This window comes from Streptomyces sp. NPDC021562 (assembly GCF_040640875.1).
GTDB lineage: Bacteria > Actinomycetota > Actinomycetes > Streptomycetales > Streptomycetaceae > Streptomyces.
This window is the reverse complement of sequence record NZ_JBFACN010000006.1, coordinates 137,657-155,240: the sequence shown is the minus strand read 5'-3', so window position 1 is coordinate 155,240 and position 17,584 is coordinate 137,657. Positions and strand designations below refer to the sequence as shown.

16 protein-coding genes are annotated in these 17,584 nt (G+C 71.6%); 13 read left to right on the top strand and 3 right to left on the bottom strand.

Annotated elements, in window-relative coordinates; all coding sequences use genetic code 11:
- The first annotated feature begins 214 nt into the window (after positions 1-214).
- Complete coding sequence (locus AB0G52_RS11500; RefSeq protein WP_132889480.1) at positions 215-1,477, top strand: hypothetical protein; 1,263 nt, start codon at positions 215-217, stop codon at positions 1,475-1,477.
- Here AB0G52_RS11500 and AB0G52_RS11495 read toward each other — a convergent pair.
- Positions 1,467-2,447: an ATP-binding protein gene (locus AB0G52_RS11495; RefSeq protein WP_207921749.1), complete on the bottom strand. Its 981-nt coding sequence runs from the start codon at positions 2,445-2,447 to the stop codon at positions 1,467-1,469. The genes AB0G52_RS11500 and AB0G52_RS11495 overlap by 11 nt on opposite strands.
- 100 nt (positions 2,448-2,547) lie before the next feature.
- Here AB0G52_RS11495 and AB0G52_RS11490 point away from each other — a divergent pair, with 100 nt between their 5' ends.
- Positions 2,548-3,372, top strand: coding sequence for an oxidoreductase (locus AB0G52_RS11490; protein ID WP_132889478.1), 825 nt, complete (start codon positions 2,548-2,550; stop codon positions 3,370-3,372).
- A gap of 378 nt (positions 3,373-3,750) precedes the next feature.
- On the opposite strand, the gene AB0G52_RS11485 is transcribed toward AB0G52_RS11490, so the two are convergent.
- The gene (locus AB0G52_RS11485; protein WP_132889477.1) at positions 3,751-4,575 is read right to left on the bottom strand and encodes an HAD family hydrolase; all 825 of its coding nucleotides are present in this window, start codon (positions 4,573-4,575) and stop codon (positions 3,751-3,753) included.
- Between the two features lie 595 nt (positions 4,576-5,170).
- On the opposite strand from AB0G52_RS11485, the gene ssd reads away from it, so the two are divergent.
- The 7 genes from ssd (at position 5,171) to AB0G52_RS11450 (ending at position 10,299) form a co-directional block, all read left to right on the top strand.
- Complete coding sequence (gene ssd / locus AB0G52_RS11480) at positions 5,171-6,268, top strand: septum site-determining protein Ssd (protein WP_132889476.1); 1,098 nt, start codon at positions 5,171-5,173, stop codon at positions 6,266-6,268.
- A complete protein-coding gene (locus AB0G52_RS11475; protein WP_132889475.1) occupies positions 6,265-7,467 on the top strand; it encodes a TadA family conjugal transfer-associated ATPase in 1,203 nt (400 codons plus the stop codon). The genes ssd and AB0G52_RS11475 overlap by 4 nt, the downstream gene beginning before the upstream one ends.
- Positions 7,467-8,327: a type II secretion system F family protein gene (locus AB0G52_RS11470; protein ID WP_207921748.1), complete on the top strand. Its 861-nt coding sequence runs from the start codon at positions 7,467-7,469 to the stop codon at positions 8,325-8,327. The genes AB0G52_RS11475 and AB0G52_RS11470 overlap by 1 nt, the downstream gene beginning before the upstream one ends.
- 182 nt (positions 8,328-8,509) lie before the next feature.
- Positions 8,510-9,265 (top strand): type II secretion system F family protein, encoded by a 756-nt coding sequence (locus tag AB0G52_RS11465; protein ID WP_361336210.1) that lies wholly within the window; start codon positions 8,510-8,512, stop codon positions 9,263-9,265.
- Positions 9,266-9,423: 158 nt separating this feature from the next.
- The gene (locus tag AB0G52_RS11460; protein WP_132889472.1) at positions 9,424-9,603 is read left to right on the top strand and encodes a DUF4244 domain-containing protein; all 180 of its coding nucleotides are present in this window, start codon (positions 9,424-9,426) and stop codon (positions 9,601-9,603) included.
- Positions 9,604-9,631: 28 nt separating this feature from the next.
- A complete protein-coding gene (locus AB0G52_RS11455; RefSeq protein ID WP_132889471.1) occupies positions 9,632-9,946 on the top strand; it encodes a TadE family type IV pilus minor pilin in 315 nt (104 codons plus the stop codon).
- Complete coding sequence (locus AB0G52_RS11450; protein WP_361335988.1) at positions 9,943-10,299, top strand: Rv3654c family TadE-like protein; 357 nt, start codon at positions 9,943-9,945, stop codon at positions 10,297-10,299. The genes AB0G52_RS11455 and AB0G52_RS11450 overlap by 4 nt, the downstream gene beginning before the upstream one ends.
- Here AB0G52_RS11450 and AB0G52_RS11445 read toward each other — a convergent pair.
- Entirely contained in the window at positions 10,296-12,752 is a 2,457-nt protein-coding gene (locus AB0G52_RS11445) for a DEAD/DEAH box helicase (RefSeq protein ID WP_165939391.1), read from the bottom strand. The two genes, AB0G52_RS11450 and AB0G52_RS11445, sit on opposite strands and share 4 nt — an antisense overlap.
- A gap of 81 nt (positions 12,753-12,833) precedes the next feature.
- On the opposite strand from AB0G52_RS11445, the gene bldG reads away from it, so the two are divergent.
- From bldG to AB0G52_RS11425, 4 genes are all read left to right on the top strand, one after another.
- Positions 12,834-13,175 (top strand): anti-sigma factor antagonist BldG, encoded by a 342-nt coding sequence (bldG, locus tag AB0G52_RS11440; RefSeq protein WP_010986038.1) that lies wholly within the window; start codon positions 12,834-12,836, stop codon positions 13,173-13,175.
- A 242-nt stretch (positions 13,176-13,417) separates the two neighbouring features.
- On the top strand, positions 13,418-13,852 hold the full coding sequence (locus AB0G52_RS11435) for an ATP-binding protein (protein ID WP_132889469.1): 435 nt from the start codon (positions 13,418-13,420) through the stop codon (positions 13,850-13,852).
- A gap of 329 nt (positions 13,853-14,181) precedes the next feature.
- Positions 14,182-16,587 (top strand): sodium-translocating pyrophosphatase, encoded by a 2,406-nt coding sequence (locus AB0G52_RS11430; protein WP_361335983.1) that lies wholly within the window; start codon positions 14,182-14,184, stop codon positions 16,585-16,587.
- A 277-nt stretch (positions 16,588-16,864) separates the two neighbouring features.
- The gene (locus AB0G52_RS11425) at positions 16,865-17,494 is read left to right on the top strand and encodes a small secreted protein (RefSeq protein ID WP_207921747.1); all 630 of its coding nucleotides are present in this window, start codon (positions 16,865-16,867) and stop codon (positions 17,492-17,494) included.
- The last annotated feature ends 90 nt before the right edge of the window (positions 17,495-17,584 follow it).

The following is a 17,584-nucleotide window of genomic DNA, read 5'->3' as shown; positions in this document are numbered from 1 at the left end:
AATCGTAATACGGAGTAAAAATCAGGCGCGGATTTTCTGTGCAAATGGGGCATCGATTCGCCCTCTTGGGTGAAGTGAGCAGTTCATCGGCTTGTCGTATTAATCCCTCTCTCGGTCCTATGCGACCTTGGCCGCGCTGTCGGCACATAACCGGCACCCCGCCATAAAACGCCGTCATGGGCGTTCGCCGAGAGAAGGAAGAAGGTGAGCGGAATTGGCCGCCACCCAGAGGATCGCCGTCGGCGCCGTGACCGCCGCGGCCTGTGCCGCGTCGCTGGCCGGTTGCGCGACCGGCACCAATCCCGAGAAAGGGACGTCCGGGCCGCCGAAGGGAGCGCCGGCGCCCCAGAGCGTGGTCCGTCTGATCGGCGACGGCTCCACCGCGTACACCGGGGCGCAGCCGCATCTGCCCCGGCCGGAGAAGCTCAAGCCCGGTGAGAAGCCCCCGCAGTTCGTGGTGTTCTCCTGGGACGGCGCCGGTGAGGACAGCCAGAAGCTGTTCTCGCACTTCCGCAAGGTCGCCAAGGAGAACCACGCGAACATGACGTTCTTCCTCAGCGGCGTCTACATGCTGCCGGAGGAGAAGAAGGACCTCTATCACCCCCCGCAGCACTCGCCCGGCCGCTCGGAGATCGGCTTCAACGACGAGCAGGGCATCGCCGACACCGTCAAGCAACTACGGCTGGCCTGGCTGGAGGGCAACGAGATCGGCACCCACTTCAACGGGCACTTCTGCGGCCCGGACGGTGGTGTCGGCCAGTGGTCGGTGGCCGAGTGGAAGAGCGAGATCGCCCAGGCCAAGCAGTTCGTCAAGACCTGGAAGACCAACACCGGCATGAAGGACGCCGCACCACTGCCCTTCGACTACGACAAGGAGCTCATCGGCGCCCGCACCCCCTGCCTGGAGGGTCAGAAGAACTTCGTGAAGGCGGCGAGCCAGCTGGGCTTCCGCTACGACACCAGCGGGGTCAACGACCAGGTCTGGCCCAAGAAGAGGGAAGGGCTGTGGGACCTGTCCATGCAGCTCGTGCCCTTCCCCGGCCATTCCTACGAGCAGTTGACCATGGACTACAACTTCATGGTCAACCAGTCCGGCACCCAGACCCAGGGGGACCCCGACAAGTTCGACTACTGGGGCGACCAGATGCGCGACGGCCTGATCCAGGGCTTCAACCGGGCCTACAACGGCAACCGCGCGCCGCTCGTGATCGGCAACCACTTCGAGTCCTGGAACGGCGGCACGTACATGCGCGCCCTCGACGACGTGGTGCAGAACGTCTGCAACAAGCCCGACGTGCGCTGTGTCTCCTTCCATCAGCTGGCCGACTGGCTGGACGCCCAGGACCCGCAGGTCCTGGCACGGCTGCGGAGCCTGAACGTGGGCGAGGCCCCGCGGCAGGGCTGGGCGTCCTTCCTGTCCGGTCACCCCGCCCCGGCGCCGAAGGGGGTGCCCGGGGCGCCGGCGGTCAGGCAGTAGCCGCCACTTCCTCACCGAGCACGAAGCCGGGGTCGATCTGGGCGGCCAGGTCGGCCCCGGTGCGTTCGTTGCCCCACGACAGGGCGTTCTTCAGGTGGAAGTGGACCATCTGCCGGGTGTAGCGCTCCCAGTCCCGCAACGCGTGCGTCGCGTCGGCGGCGGCCTTGAGGCTGCGCAGGGCGTCGCGGTTGGCGTCCTCCAGGAGCTCGAACCGGGGTGGACGGCCCTTCTCCATGGCGCGTACCCAGTCCGAGTGCCCGACCGTGACCAGCAGGTCGTCCCCGACCTCCGAGCGGAGGAAGTCGATGTCGTCCTGCCCCTGCACCTTGTTCCCGACGACCTTCAGCACGACGCCGAAGTCCCGGGCGTACTCCTTGTACTGGCGGTAGACGGAGACCCCCTTCCGGGTCGGTTCGGCGACGAGGAACGTGATGTCGAAGCGGGTGAACATGCCGGAGGCGAAGGAGTCCGAACCCGCCGTCATGTCGACCACGACGTACTCGTCGGGCCCGTCGACGAGGTGGTTCAGGAACAGCTCCACCGCTCCGGTCTTGGAGTGGTAGCAGGACACGCCCAGGTCGGCGTCCGTGAAGGGCCCGGTGACCATCAAACGGACGGCGCCGCCGTCGAGTTCCACCGGCCGTGCGCACGCGTCGTACACCGGGTTGGGCTCCCGCACCCGGACCAGCCGTGAGCCCGCGCCGGGCGGGGTGGTCTTGATCATCGTCGCGGCGGAGGCGATGCGCGGGTTGTTGCCGCGCAGGTAGTCCTTGATCAAGGACAGCCGCTCGCCCATCGCGGGCAGCGCCGCCGCCTCCGACTCGTCGAGGCCGAGCGCGGGACCGAGGTGCTGGTTGATGTCGGCGTCGACGGCGACCACCGGAGCGCCGGCCGCCGCGAGATACCTGATGAACAGGGAGGAGAGCGTGGTCTTGCCGCTGCCGCCCTTCCCGACGAAAGCAATTTTCATGTTCACGAAGAGTAGTCGACTCGTAGCTGTCCGTGTCATGTGGAGTGAAGAAGACCACTCCTTCGTGGAGTGCCCGGCCGGGGTGCGTAGGGTCGTACTCATGAGTACGACAGGTGCGACCGCCGATCCGCTCGCGGCCCTGGGTGCGCTGCCCGGGGTGGCCGAGTCCGTGGAGTCGGTGCGCAAGGCCGTGGACCGGGTGTACGGGCACCGGGTCATGCGGCGCCGCAGCAACGCCGTCACCTCCGAGGCCGCGCTGCGCGGTGCCCGGGGCAGTGCCGCACTCTCCGGGGCCGACTGGGCGCTGGAGGAGGTGCGGCGGCGCTCCGACTTCGGGGTGGACGACGAGGCGCGCGTGGTCGGAGCGGCGCTGCGGCTGACCGCGGAGGCGGGACAGCTGCTGTCCATCTGGCGGCAGTCCCCGCTGCGGGTGCTGGCCCGGCTGCACCTCGTGGCGGCGGCCACCGGCGGCGACGAGGTGGGCAGGCCCCGGCAGGCCGGCGAGCGTGTCGACGAGCCGCTGGTCGAGCTGCCGCTGCCGGGCGCGGACGAGGTGGCGGGACGCCTGGAGGGCCTCGCCCAGCTGGTCATCGCGGGGAGCCAGGCGCCCGCACTGGTGACGGCCGCCGTGGTGCACGGCGAACTGCTCGCTCTGCGGCCCTTCACCACCAGCAACGGACTGGTCGCGCGGGCGGCCGAGCGGATCGTGCTGATCGGCAGCGGTCTCGACCCCAAGGCGATCTGCCCCGCCGAGGTGGGCCATGCGGAGCTGGGCCGCGCCGCCTACCTGGCTGCCCTGGACGGCTACGTCTCGGGCACCCCGGAGGGGATGGCGGCCTGGATCGCGCACTGCGGACGGGCGGTCGAACTGGGCGTGCGCGAGTCGACGGCGGTCTGCGAGGCGCTGCAGCGCGGGGCGGCGTAGGGGCGAAGGGGCCGGAAAAGGGTTGCGGCGGTACGAGGACTCGTACCGCCGCTGGCATGTTCACCGGGTTACCAAGCGTCCTCGATGTGTCGCCCATCAGGTCGGGTGCTTTGCCCGTCACCTGGTGCGGCTGGCCCGTAATCGACGGGTCGACGTCGCGTGGGTGCCCGGTGGCCATGCTGGGTCCGTGGGGCCAAATGCGTTTTAAAGGTGATCCTCGCGGATGTCCTTTGGTCTCGCGGGCCGCTAACCCCTTTGTACTGCAAGCCCGGAGCAAGCGGAAGTCCTGCCCGCAGTTCTTTACTTTTAGGTTCAAAGACGCACTAAAAGGGCGCCGATGGGCCGAACGGGTGAATGAAGGGGCCGGGGCCGGCCCCTTCAGGCGACCGTGCTCCGGCGCCGGCTCGCGTACCAGACCAGACCCGCCGTGGCGGCTGCCGCGCCTATGGCGGCCGCGGCGACCAGGGCCGGCCGCGGAGGCGTGGAGAGCCGCTGCTTGAGCCGCACCGGGCGGTGGAAGTCGAGGATCGGCCAGCCGTGCGCGAGGGCCTCGCGCCGCAGCGCGCGGTCCGGGTTCACGGCGTGCGGGTGCCCGACCGCCCGGAGCATCGGCACATCGGTCGCCGAGTCGCTGTACGCGTAGCAGCGCTCCAGGTCGTATCCCTCGGAGGCGGCCAGCTCGCGGACGGCCTCCGCCTTCGTCGGGCCGTACGCGTAGTACTCCACCTCGCCCGTGTAGCAGCCGTCCTCGCCGACCACCATCCGGGTGGCGACCACCCGGTCCGCCCCGAGCAGTTCGCCGATGGGTTCCACCACCTCGGCGCCCGACGTGGAGACGATGACGACGTCCCGGCCGGCCCGGTGGTGCTCCTCGATGAGGGAGGCGGCCTCGTCGTAGATGATCGGGTCGATCAGGTCGTGCAGGGTCTCGGCGACGATCTCCTTGACCTGCTGGACGTTCCAGCCGCGGACGAGGCGGGACAGGTACGCGCGGGTGCGCTCCATCTGGTCGTGGTCCATACCGCCGACCAGGAACACGAACTGGGAGTACGCGGTGCGCAGCGCCGCCCTGCGGTTGATCAGGCCGCCTTGGTAGAACGACTTGCTGAAGGTGAGCGTGCTCGACTTCGCAATGACCGTCTTGTCCAGGTCAAAGAACGCCGCTGTGCGGGGCAAGGAGTGGTTTTCCACGACCCCGAGCATAGGCGCCCACCATTCGGCGTAAGGTGGGGCGCGTGGGTTTGCCTGAGAGGGCTCTCGGGTACACCATGGAAGTCACGGATCGTTCGCGACCGTGCTAACCCGGTCCGGCTCCTCCCCCCCCCGAGTCGGCCGTGGAGACGACCCCCACTCTCCCCCCCGGTGGGGGTCGTCGCATGTCCGGGTGGGTTTCTCCCCTCTTTTCGCGGGCCGCGAGGCCCGGTCGGGCGGCTTCGGCCGCCCCTTTCGCATGCCCATGATCCGTCACGCGGAGTAGTCGAGGCGCTGCGCTGTGGAAGTCGCACGGAGCCCAGAACGGGGCTCACCGGTATGGGTGACGGAGATATTCACAACCCCCGGCCTGTCCACGGTTTTCGACCAAGATCCACACGATTTCCCGGTTCGTTGCACCGTGATTCCAGCGCGACCCGGCGGCGACCACTTCATGGCCGGTTCCCATTGCCGGGTGCCAATGGCCGGTTTCTACCGGCCGTGCATATGAAGGCCGATTGCCGGTTCTTCACACGTTTGGGAATCGCGGGGCCGCAGTGGCCACGCGACACCACTCAGCGACCACTCAGCCAAGGGGGAAGCTCACATGGCCAAAACCGTCACGCAGGATCCACCGCCCGCCGCCGCGGGACGGCCCGGACGCCCGATGATCGTCACCGAGAACGCCGAACTCCTCGACGACCTCTTGCGGCTGTGCGCGGCGGCCGGCGCCAAACCAGAGGTCCACCCCGGCGTGCCGGAACGCGGCGGCGGCTGGGAGTCCGCCCCGCTCGTCCTGGTCGGCGACGACGCGGCACGGCGGGTGCGCGGGGCCACCCGCCGACGCGGGGTGGTGCTGGTCGGACAGGACCAGGACGACCCCGACGTGTGGAAACGGGCCGTGGAGATCGGCGCCGACCACGTCCTGATGCTGCCGGACGGCGAGCAGTGGCTCGTGGACCGGATCGCCGACGTCGTCGAGGGTGTGGGCCGCCCGGCCCTCACCGTCGGAGTGATCGGCGGCCGGGGCGGGGCCGGTGCCTCCACGCTCGCCTGCGCGCTCGCCGTCACCTCCGCGCGTGAGGGCCTGCGCACCCTCCTCGTGGACGCGGACCCACTGGGCGGCGGAATCGACGTACTTCTCGGCGGCGAGACGGCCGAGGGCCTGCGCTGGCCTGCCTTCGCCGCCTCGCGCGGCCGGCTCGGCAGCGGTGCCCTGGAGGAGTCGCTGCCCGAACTGCACTCGCTGCGCATCCTCAGCTGGGACCGCGGCGACTGCGTGGCGATCCCGCCGCCCGCCGTCCGCGCGGTGCTCGCGGCCGCCCGGCGACGCGGCGGCACGGTCGTCGTCGACCTGCCGCGCCGCCTGGACGACGGGATCGCCGAAGTCCTCACCCAGCTCGATCTCGCCGTCCTGGTGGTCCCGGCCGAACTGCGCGCGATCGCCGCCGCCGGACGGGTGGCGGCCACCGTCGGCATGGTCGTGCGCGACCTGCGGGTGGCGGTGCGGGGGCCGTACCCGCCGGGTCTGGACGACCGGGAGGTGGCCCACCTGCTCGGCCTGCCCCTGGCCGGCGAAGTGCCCGCCGAACCCGGCCTGTCCCGTGCCGACCGCAAACCCCCGGGCGCCGTCGCACGCGGGCCGCTGGCCCGCTTCTGCAAGGACTTCTGGGAGCGGACGCTGGTCGAGGCAGGTGGCGTATGAGGCCCGGCGCCCCGGGCGGTGACGGCCCGGCCCTGCTCGACGGGGTGCGGCGCTGGCTCGCCGAGAGCGGCGCCGAACCCACGCCCGCGCGGGTGGCGCAGGCGCTGCGCGCACAGGGCCGGGTGCTCGGCGACGCCGAAGTGCTCGGCGCGGCCGAACGACTCCGCTCCGAACTCGTCGGCAGCGGCCCTCTGGAGCCGCTGCTGGCCGATCCCACGGTCACCGACGTCCTGGTGACCGCACCCGACCGGGTCTGGGTGGACCGCGGCGGGGGCCTGGAACTGACCCAGGTCGCCTTCCCGGACGCGGCGGCGGTACGACGCCTGGCGCAGCGACTGGCCGCGGTGGCCGGCCGGCGCCTGGACGACGCGCGTCCCTGGGCGGACGCCCGGCTGCCCGACGGCACCCGCCTGCACGCGGTCCTGCCCCCGGTGGCGGTCGGCTGCACCTGCCTGTCCCTGCGGGTGGTACGGCCCCGGGCGTTCACGCTGGACGAACTGGTCGCGGCGGGCACCGTTCCGCCCGGCGGCGACCGGATCCTGCGCGCCCTGCTGGCGGCCCGGCTGTCCTTCCTGGTCAGCGGCGGCACCGGCACCGGCAAGACGACCCTGCTCAGCGCCCTGCTCGGGCTGGTCGGTCCGGGGGAGCGGATCGTGCTCGCCGAAGACTCGGCGGAGCTGCGGCCCGAACACCCCCATGTCGTACGGCTGGAGACCAGACCCGCCAACCAGGAGGGCGCCGGCCTGGTCACCCTGGAGGACCTGGTCCGGCAGGCCCTGCGGATGCGCCCCGACCGGCTCGTGGTCGGCGAGGTGCGCGGACCCGAGGTGGTGCACCTGCTGGCCGCGCTCAACACCGGCCACGAGGGCGGCTGCGGCACCGTGCACGCCAACGCGGCGGCCGACGTACCGGCCCGCCTGGAGGCGCTCGGTACGGCCGCGGGACTCGACCGGGCGGCCCTGCACAGCCAGTTGGCGGCCGCCCTGTCGGTGGTGCTGCACCTCGCACGGGACCGGGCGGGGCGACGCCGGATCACCGAGGTGCACGTGCTGGAACGGGATCCCTCGGGTCTGGTGCGGACGGTACCGGCCCTGCGCTGGGGCACGGACGCGTTCGCACGCGAGCGGGGTTGGGAGCGGCTGCGGGAGCTGCTTCGAAGTGACGTGGGTGACCGGAATTCCGAGAAGGGGTGCCCGTGATGGGTGAGACGACGGTGGGTGCTGTCGTGGTCTGCGGTGGGGTCATGGCCTGGCTGCTGGCCGAGCGGCAGCGTGAGGTGCGGCGGGCACGGCTGCTGCTCGCCGGTGGCGGGGTGGTGGCCACCGGACCGCCCTCCTGGGAGCGTGCGGCCGGGGAACTGCGGAGGCTGCACGGCCGCCTGCGAGCGGAGTGGTGGGCCCTCGTCGTCGGGCTGGCGCTCGCGTTCCTCGCCGGTTCGGTCCTTCCGGTCCTCGCGGGGGCGGCCGGGGTCCCGGTGCTGCGCCGGCTGCGACTGGCCCGGCAGGCGCGGCGTACCCGGGACGTGCGCGCCGACGCGGTGATCGCGCTGTGCGGGGCGCTCGCCGGCGAGGTGCGTGCCGGACGGCAGCCCGCCGAGGCGCTGCTGCGGGCCGCGCGGGACTCCGGCGGACTGGGTGAGGCCCAGGCCGCGGTGGTGGCGGCGGCGCGCTTCGGCGGGGACGTGCCGGGCGCCCTCGCGGTGGCGGCTCGGCAGCCGGGCGCCGACGGCCTGTCGGGGCTCGCGGCCTGCTGGCGGGTCGCGGTCGACCAGGGTGCGGGACTGGCCACGGGCCTGGACCGCCTGGACGCGGCCCTGCGCGCCGACCGGGACCAGCGGGCCGACCTGCGGGCCCAGTTGTCGGGCGCCCGGGCCACCGCCCTGATGCTCGCCGCCCTGCCGGCCCTCGGCCTGTTGCTCGGCTCGGCCATGGGTGCCGAGCCGCTGCGGGTGCTGCTGCACACCGGGGCCGGGCTGGGGTGCCTGGTCGCAGGCACCGTTTTCGAAGGCGCCGGGATGTGGTGGGCGGTTCGGATCGTGCGGGGAGCTGAGGCGGGATGAGCGCGGAAGCCCTCCACAGGTTGACGGCCTTCCCCAGCCTTACGACCGGCCCCAGCCTTGCGGCCGGCCCCAGCCTGACCGCCGGCCACAGGCCGGGGGTTGTCCACAGGCTGGGAGTTGCCGGCAGGTTTGAGGCTGTCGGTGGACTTGAGGTTGCCGGTGGGCTTGAGGCTGTCCACAGGCTGGGGGCGACGGTCGCGGTACTACTGGTCCTCGGCTGGTCGGCGTGGCGGCTGGAGCGGGCCGGGCGCGGGCGCCGGGCAAGGCGCCGGTTGGCCGCACTGCTGGCCCTGGAGACGGCGGAGTCCCACCCGGACGTGGGCGGCGCCCTCCGCGGGTGGCTGCCGGTGGCCGGCGTGGTGTGCGGCGGCTGGGTGCTGGTCGGCGGGGTCACCGGGGCGCTGCTGGGGCTGGGCGTCGCCGTGGTGCTGTGGCGGTGGCGGCGCCGGGAGGGCGACGGGGAGCGGGCGGCGCGGGCGGAGTCGGCCGAGGCGGCGCGTCAACTCCCGCTCGCCGCAGACCTCCTGGCGGCCTGCATCGCGGCCGGCGCCGGTCCGGTGGTCGCCGCCCAGGCCGTCGGCGAGGCTCTCGGCGGACCCGTCGGGGACGGGCTCGCGCGGGGCGCGGCCGAGGTGCGGCTGGGCGGCGAACCGGCCGAAGCCTGGCGGCGGTTGGCGGCGCTGCCGGGTGCCGCCGCCCTGGCCCGGCTGCTGGAGCGGGCCGACGAGTCCGGGCTGCCGGCCGCGGTCCCCGTCGCCCGGCTCGCCTCGGACGCCCGTGCGGAGTGGGCGCGGGCCGCGACGACCCGGGCGCGACGGGCGGCGGTGCTGATCTCGGCGCCGGTGGGGCTCTGCTTCCTGCCCGCGTTCGTCTGCGTCGGCGTGCTGCCCGTGGTGATCGGGCTGGCGGGCGGAGTGCTGCGAGGAGGTGGCGGATGACGCCCCGCGAGCGGGCGGGCGACGGAACCGAGTCGTGAGTTCAGGGAAGGCAACGCCGTTCGACGGGCCGGCTCGACGGTGCAAGGGACTCAACGGGTTCAGCGGGTTCTACGGGTTCAACGGATCAAGTCGGGTTCAACAGATCAAAGGGAGTCAACATGTACCGGAAAATGCGGATGCTGCTGCGTCGGGACGCCGGAATGGTCACGTCCGAGTACGCGATGGGGATCATCGCCGCCGTCGGGTTCGCGGCGGTCCTGTACGCGGTGGTGACGAGCGGGCAGGTCAGTCACGAACTGCAGGACATCGTGAAGCGAGCCCTCAGTGCGCGGATGTGAGCGAGGGCGCCGGGCCGACCGGGGGTTCGTGACCGCGGAGGCGGCCGTGGTGCTGCCGGTGCTGGTGGCGTTCACGATGGCGCTGGTGTGGGGGCTGCTGGTGGTGGCCGCCCAGATCCGGTGCGTGGACGCCGCCCGCACCGGGGCGCGGGCGGCCGCGCGGCAGGACGCCGAGGACGCGGTGGTCGCGGTGACGAAGGAGGCGGCGCCGGACGGGGCGACGGTGACCGTGGGCAGAGAGGGTGACCGGGTCCGGGTGACGGTGGTGGCGAGGCCGCCGGTGCTGGGTGCGCTGCCCTTCGAGGTGCGGGAGTCGGCGGTGGCGTCGGCGGAGGGACCGTGAAGCGCCGGTGCTCGGATCAGGGATCCGCCACCGTCTGGAGCGTGGGGGCGATCGCTGTCCTGTGCGTCGTGTTCGGCGTCGTGCTCGGACTCGGGCAGGGCGTGGTGGCGCGGCACCGCGCGGCCGGCGGCGCCGACATGGCCGCGCTCGCCGCGGCGGACCACTGGGCCGAGGGGACGGCGGTGGCCTGTGCCCGGGCCGACCGGGTGGCACGGGCACAGGGCACCCGGCTGACGCGGTGCGTGCTCACGGGGGACGTCTCGGATGTGACGGCGGCGTCGGGAGCGGGACCGTTCGCGGCGGAGGTCCGGGCCAGAGCGGGCCCGGCCGGCGACGCGCCCATGAGGCGCTAGGGGTTGTCCGGCGCCCCCTTCAGCAGCACCGTGAGGAGCCGTACCGCCCCCCGCTTGTGCAACGGCTCGTTCCCGTTGCCGCACTTGGGGGACTGGATGCAGGAGGGGCAGCCGGCGTCGCACTCGCACGCGGCGATCGCCTCCCGGGTGGCCGTGAGCCAGGTGCGGGCCGTGTGGAAGGCGCGCTCCGCGAAGCCCGCGCCGCCCGGGTGGCCGTCGTAGACGAAGACCGTCGGCAGGAGCGTGTCCGGGTGCAGCGGGATCGACACGCCGCCGATGTCCCAGCGGTCGCAGGTCGCGAAGAGCGGGAGCAGGCCGATGGAGGCGTGCTCGGCGGCGTGCAGGGCGCCGCCGAGGATCTCCGGGGCGATTCGGGCCTCGTCGAGCTGGTCCTCGGTGACGGTCCACCACACCGCGCGGGTGCGCAGCGTACGAGGAGGGAGGTCGAGTTTCGTCTCGCCCAGGACTTCGCCGGTGATGAGCCGGCGCCGGAGGAAGGAGACCACCTGGTTGGTGACCTCGACGGAGCCGTAGCAGAGACGGCCGTCGCCCCAGGGGACCTCGACGTCGGTCTCCAGGACGGAGATGGCCGTGGTGTCGCGGGCGACCGTGGAGTACGGCGGGTCGGCCTGTTCGACCAGGGCCACCGAGTCCTCCAGGTCCAGGGACCGCACGAGGTACGTGCGGCCCTGGTGGAGGTGGACGGCGCCCTCGTGGACGGTGGAGTGCGCGGCGCTCGCGTCGACCGTGCCGAGCAGGCGTCCGGTGCCCGCCTCGACGATCTGCACCGGGCGGCCGCCCTCGCCGCGGATGTCGGTGAGGTCGGCGGCCCGCTCCCGCCGGGTCCAGTGCCAGGCCCTGGTGCGCCGGCGCAGCAGCTTCGCGGCCTCCAGCTGCGGCAGCAGCTGCGCGCAGGCGGGCCCGAAGAGGTCGAGGTCGTCGTCGGTGAGGGGGATCTCGGCCGCGGCGGCGCACAGGTGCGGGGCGAGGACGTACGGGTTGTCGGGGTCGAGGACCGTCGATTCCACCGGTTGGTCGAACAGCGCCTCGGGATGATGGACGAGGAAGGTGTCCAGCGGGTCGTCGCGGGCGACCAGCACGGCGAGGGCGCCCTGGCCGGAGCGGCCCGCGCGACCCGCCTGCTGCCACACAGAGGCCCTCGTGCCCGGGTACCCGGCGATCAGTACGGCGTCCAGGCCGGAGACGTCCACACCCAGCTCCAGGGCCGTCGTGGCGGCAAGCCCGAGCAGCTCCCCGGAGTGCAGCGCGCGTTCCAGCGCACGCCGCTCCTCGGGCAGGTAGCCGCCGCGATAGGCCGCGACACGCCGGGCGAGGGAACGGTCGACCTCGGCCAGCCGTTCCTGGGTGATGACCGAGATCAGCTCGGCGCCGCGTCTGGAGCGCACGAAGGCGACGGAGCGCACACCCTGCACGGCGAGGTCGGTCAGCAGGTCGGCGGTCTCCGCGGTGGCGGTACGGCGGACGGGGGCGCCCTTCTCGCCGTGCAGCTCGGTCAGCGGCGGCTCCCACAGGGCGAAGACCAGTTCGCCGCGCGGGGAGGCGTCGTCGGCGACCTCCACGACCGGCAGGCCGGTGAGCCGGCGGGCGGCGACGGCGGGTTCGGCGGCGGTCGCGGAGGCCAGCAGGAAGACCGGGGAGGCGCCGTAGCGGGCGCACAGCCGGCGCAGTCGGCGCAGTACCTGGGCGACGTGCGAGCCGAAGACCCCCCGGTAGGTGTGGCACTCGTCGATGACGACGTACTTCAGCGACTTCAGGAAGGAGGACCAGCGCGGGTGCCCGGGGAGTACCCCGCGGTGCAGCATGTCCGGGTTGGTGAGGACGTAGTTCGCGTACTGGCGGACCCACTCGCGTTCCTCGTACGGCGTGTCGCCGTCGTACACGGCGGGGCGCACGGCGTTGCCGAGCGGTTGTGAAAGTTCCTTCACCGCTCTGCACTGATCGGCCGCCAGAGCCTTGGTGGGCGCCAGGTAGAGGGCGGTGGCCCCGCGGCCGTTCGGTGCCTCGGACCCCTCCAGGAGGGTGGACAGGACGGGCACGAGGTACGCCAGGGACTTGCCGGAGGCGGTGCCGGTGGCGACCACCACGGAGTCGCCGTCCAGGGCGTGCTCGGCGGCCAGCGCCTGGTGCTCCCACGGGTGCTCGATGCCGCACTTCCGCACGGCCGCGATCACCTCCGCGCGAATCCGGTCAGGCCAGACGGCATGCCGACCCGCGCGCGGGGGCAAGTGCTCCGTATGAGTGATGCGCGAAGCCCGGCTCGGCCCGGAGGCGAGCCGGTCCAGGACCGTGCCCGGAGAGAACCCGGACACGGCCGGAACCGGCGGTCGATCGGATCGGTGATTTATGGCCATCGGGACCGAGTGTGTCACCGGCGTGACGGACAATGGGGCCAAGGCGTCGTGCACGCCTGCCGGTAAGTGATTGAATGCCATCGCGGCTGGCGAACGTCCCAGGGGCCGCAAGCCGAGGTGTCCCGAGGGGCGACCGCTCGATAGCAAGGTGCTGGAGGATCCGTGGACCTGTCCCTGTCGACCCGTACAGTCGGCGATCGTACGGTCGTCGAGGTCGGTGGCGAAATCGACGTATATACCGCGCCCAAGTTGCGCGAGCAGCTGGTCGAGCTGGTGAACGACGGGAATTTCCACCTCGTCGTTGACATGGAGGGCGTCGACTTCCTCGACTCCACCGGGCTCGGCGTGCTGGTCGGCGGCCTGAAGCGGGTGCGTGCCCATGAGGGTTCGCTGCGCCTGGTGTGCAACCAGGAGCGCATTCTGAAGATCTTCCGCATCACCGGCCTCACCAAGGTGTTCCCGATCCACACCTCGGTCGAGGAAGCGGTGGCGGCCACCGACTGACCCGGACCGGCCGACGCGCCCCGGACCGCCCATCGGTCCCCGGCGTCCGGCCGGTCTCCGGCACGAGCGCGTACGTCCCGTACGCGCCCGCCTGCCACCCCAGCCCGTTCGGGCCCGCGTGCCCGTGCCGGCAGCCGTTCACGGGCCGCAGTGCCCACGACGGACGCAATTGATCGGGGGCCCGGGTTCTCGGCGGCCCGGCCTCCCACCGCACGCCCGTAGTTCCGTTCCGAGGGGGACGTATGGCCACCGTTGAACTCCGCTTCAGCGCGCTGCCCGAGCACGTCCGCACCGCCCGACTGGTGGCGGCGGCGGTGGCTCGCAGGGCCGGAGTGGACGAGGCCGTCCTGGACGAGGTCCGGCTGGCCGTCGGCGAGGCCTGTTCCCGAGCGGTGGGTCTGCACCAGAGCTCCGGCATAACCGAGCCCGTGCGGGTCGCGCTGATCGAGGAGGAGAAACAGTTCTCCATCGAGGTCGGCGACGACGCGCCCCGCTCCGCTCCCGGTGACCGGGCATCCGGTGCCTCGGCGGAGGCGGACGTGGAGGCCGAGGAGGACGAGATGGGCCTCGCGGTCATCAGCGGTCTCGTCGACGACGTGGAGGTCACCGCCGGGGAGAACGGCGGGTTGATCCGCATGACCTGGCCGACCGTCCCGCCGGGGGTCGCGCTCACCTGAGAGCCACCTGATCGACGACAAGAAGGGCCCTGCGAGCAGGGCCCTTCTTGTTATTTTCCGTCGGATGTCACCCGGTCGCCGAATTCGTGAACCAATTCACGACCGACGCCCGGCAGATCGCCGGATAATTCGATCAAGAGCCGATTGCTCCACCGGTGATCGTCAATGCTTTTAGGGCGTTACCGCTTTCGGGTTCGGTGGGCTGACCTCGATCATTTGCTGAAGAGCACGAGAAGGCCAATTCCGTTTACCGGCCCCTGTTTAGATCACTCCCGGGTACCTAGAATCCGTCCACATCTTGAGCTCAGCCCAAGCGTCAAGGAGGACGAATGGCGGGGCTTTCTACCCCTCATCAGTTGGGCCACCCCACACCCCTCGCGGCCGCGGTCCTGACCGACGACAACCGGGTCCTGGTGGCGGTCATCGCAGCCGTGGCGCTGGCCGCGCTCGTGGTCGCCTGGATCCTGGTCCGTCAGGTACTCGCGGCCGGCGAGGGCACCGACAGCATGAAGAAGATCGCGGCGGCGGTCCAGGAAGGCGCGAACGCCTATCTGGGCCGGCAGTTGCGCACGCTCGGCGTATTCGCCGTCGTGGTGTTCTTCCTGCTTCTGCTGCTGCCCGCGGACGACTGGAATCAGCGCGCGGGCCGGTCGATCTTCTTCCTGATCGGCGCGGCCTTCTCGGCGACCACCGGTTATATCGGCATGTGGCTCGCCGTGCGCAGCAATGTGCGGGTCGCCGCGGCGGCCCGCGAAGCAACCCCGGCGGAAGGCGAACCGGAAAAGGATCTCACCGCCGTCTCGCACAAAGCCATGAAGATCGCTTTCCGCACCGGCGGCGTGGTCGGCATGTTCACGGTGGGGCTCGGCCTGCTCGGCGCCTCCTGTGTGGTGCTGGTCTACGCGGCCGACGCGCCGAAGGTGCTCGAGGGCTTCGGCCTAGGCGCCGCCCTCATCGCCATGTTCATGCGTGTCGGCGGCGGCATCTTCACCAAGGCCGCCGACGTCGGCGCCGACCTGGTCGGCAAGGTCGAACAGGGCATTCCGGAGGACGACCCGCGCAATGCCGCGACCATCGCCGACAACGTGGGCGACAACGTCGGCGACTGCGCGGGCATGGCGGCCGACCTCTTCGAGTCGTACGCGGTGACCCTGGTCGCCGCGCTGATCCTCGGCAAGGCGGCCTTCGGCGACTCCGGGCTCGCCTTCCCGCTCCTGGTGCCGGCGATCGGTGTGCTCACCGCCATGGTCGGGATCTTCGCGGTCGCCCCGCGCCGCAGCGACCGCAGCGGCATGAGCGCCATCAACCGCGGCTTCTTCATCTCCGCGGTGATCTCGCTGGTCCTCGTCGCGGTCGCGGTCTTCGTCTACCTGCCGGGGAAGTACTCCGACCTGGACGGGATCAGCGACGCGGCCATCCGGGCCAAGGACGGCGACCCGCGGATCCTCGCGCTCGTCGCGGTCGCCATCGGCATCCTGCTGGCGGCCGTCATCCAGCAGCTGACCGGCTACTTCACCGAGACCAACCGGCGTCCCGTCAGGGACATCGGCAAGACCTCGCTGACCGGCCCGGCCACCGTGGTCCTCGCCGGCATCTCGGTCGGCCTCGAATCGGCCGTCTACACCGCACTGCTGATCGGCCTGAGCGTCTACGGCGCGTTCCTGCTCGGCGGTACGTCGATCATGCTGGCGCTGTTCGCGGTGGCGCTGGCCGGCACCGGTCTGCTCACCACGGTGGGTGTGATCGTCGCCATGGACACCTTCGGGCCGGTCTCCGACAACGCCCAGGGCATCGCCGAGATGTCCGGCGACGTCGAGGGCGCGGGCGCGCAGGTGCTCACCAACCTGGACGCAGTCGGCAACACCACCAAGGCCATCACCAAGGGCATCGCGATCGCCACCGCCGTCCTCGCGGCGTCGGCGCTCTTCGGGTCGTACCGGGACGCGATCACCACCAACGTGCAGGACGTGGGGGCGAGACTGACCGGTGCGGGCGCGCCGCTCAGCCTGTCGATGGACATCTCGCAGCCCAACAACCTCGTCGGGCTCATCGCGGGCGCGGCGGTGGTCTTCCTCTTCTCCGGACTCGCCATCAACGCGGTGTCGCGGTCGGCCGGTTCGGTGGTCTTCGAGGTGCGGCGGCAGTTCCGCGAGCACCCGGGGATCATGGACTACACGGAGACGCCCGAGTACGGCAAGGTCGTCGACATCTGCACCAAGGACGCCCTGCGGGAGCTGGCCACGCCGGGACTGCTCGCCGTGATGGCGCCCATCTTCGTCGGGTTCACACTCGGCGTCGGCGCGCTCGGCTCCTACCTCGCGGGCGCGATCGGCGCGGGCACCCTGATGGCCGTCTTCCTGGCCAACTCCGGTGGCGCCTGGGACAACGCGAAGAAGCTCGTCGAGGACGGCCACCACGGCGGCAAGGGCAGCGAGGCCCACGCCGCCACGGTGATCGGCGACACGGTCGGCGACCCCTTCAAGGACACCGCGGGTCCCGCGATCAACCCGCTGCTCAAGGTCATGAACCTGGTGTCACTGCTCATCGCGCCCGCGGTGATCAAGTTCTCCTACGGTCATGACAAGAGCATCGGCGTCCGCATCCTCATCGCGGTGCTCGCCCTGCTCGTGATCGTCGGCGCGGTGTACGTCTCCAAGCGGCGCGGTATCGCCGTCGGTGACGACGAGAGTTCCGAACGGGTGGCCAAGTCGGCCGATCCGGCGGTGGTTTCGTAGGCGGTCCCACGACGCCCACCGGGGCGCTCGCGAAGGGTCCCGGCCAAGGAGCGGGCGGACGGCGCGTGTTGACGCGTCGTCCGCCCGTTTCGCTCTCCCGCGCCCGTACCCTGCCCTCCCTCCGGCCGTGCGCCCGATTCATAGAGGTACAGCACTGTGTGCGTGGTTTCGTCGTGAGCCTTCTCTCCCCTGAGTGAATCGGCATAAAAGCGGACTAAAGGGCGCCGATCGTGAGGGTGGCGGCCGTCCGCCGTGTAGATTCCGGGGGCCGAGAGCCATGGAAGGGACCGATCCGGTGAACAAGAAGCTCGCGGCCGCACTGTCCGGCGGTGCGGTACTGGTAGGTGCGCTGTCCGGGTGCAGCAGCGGTGACAAGGGCCCCGACCCGAAGCTGATCGCGTGGGCCAAGACCGTGTGCGACGCGGTGCCGGCGCAGGACGCGAAGATCAAGGCGGCCAACGAGGCGATCGCGCAGACGGCCTCGAACACCACGAGTTCGCCCGCGACCATCCAGAAGACCGACTCCCAGGCCTTCCAGGACATGTCCGACGGCTACAAGGCGCTCGCGGCGGCCATCAGCGGCGCGGGGGCGCCCCCCGGGGTCGACGACGGCGCCAAGCGCCAGCAGGACGTCGTCAAGAACCTCGACAACCTCTCCGCGTCGTACGCCGACCTGAAGAAGAAGGTCGACGCGCTGAACACCAAGGACCAGGCGAAGTTCGCCTCCGGGCTGCACGACGTCGCCTCCCAGATGGCCGACCTGGAGACGCAGAACAAGAGTGGCACCCAGGCCCTGGAGGCCCTGGAGCAGGGCGACGTCAAGGACGCGATCGCCGAACAGGCCAGCTGCAAGAAGGTCACCACGACGTCGGGAGCCTCCGCGTCGGCCTCGTCGACGGCGGGCTGACGGGGGTGTGGCCCTCCGGTCGGCCGTGGACCGGCCGGCGGATTAGTGGCGGTGCGGTGGGCCCGCGTGCCAGGGGGCGTGCGGGCCACA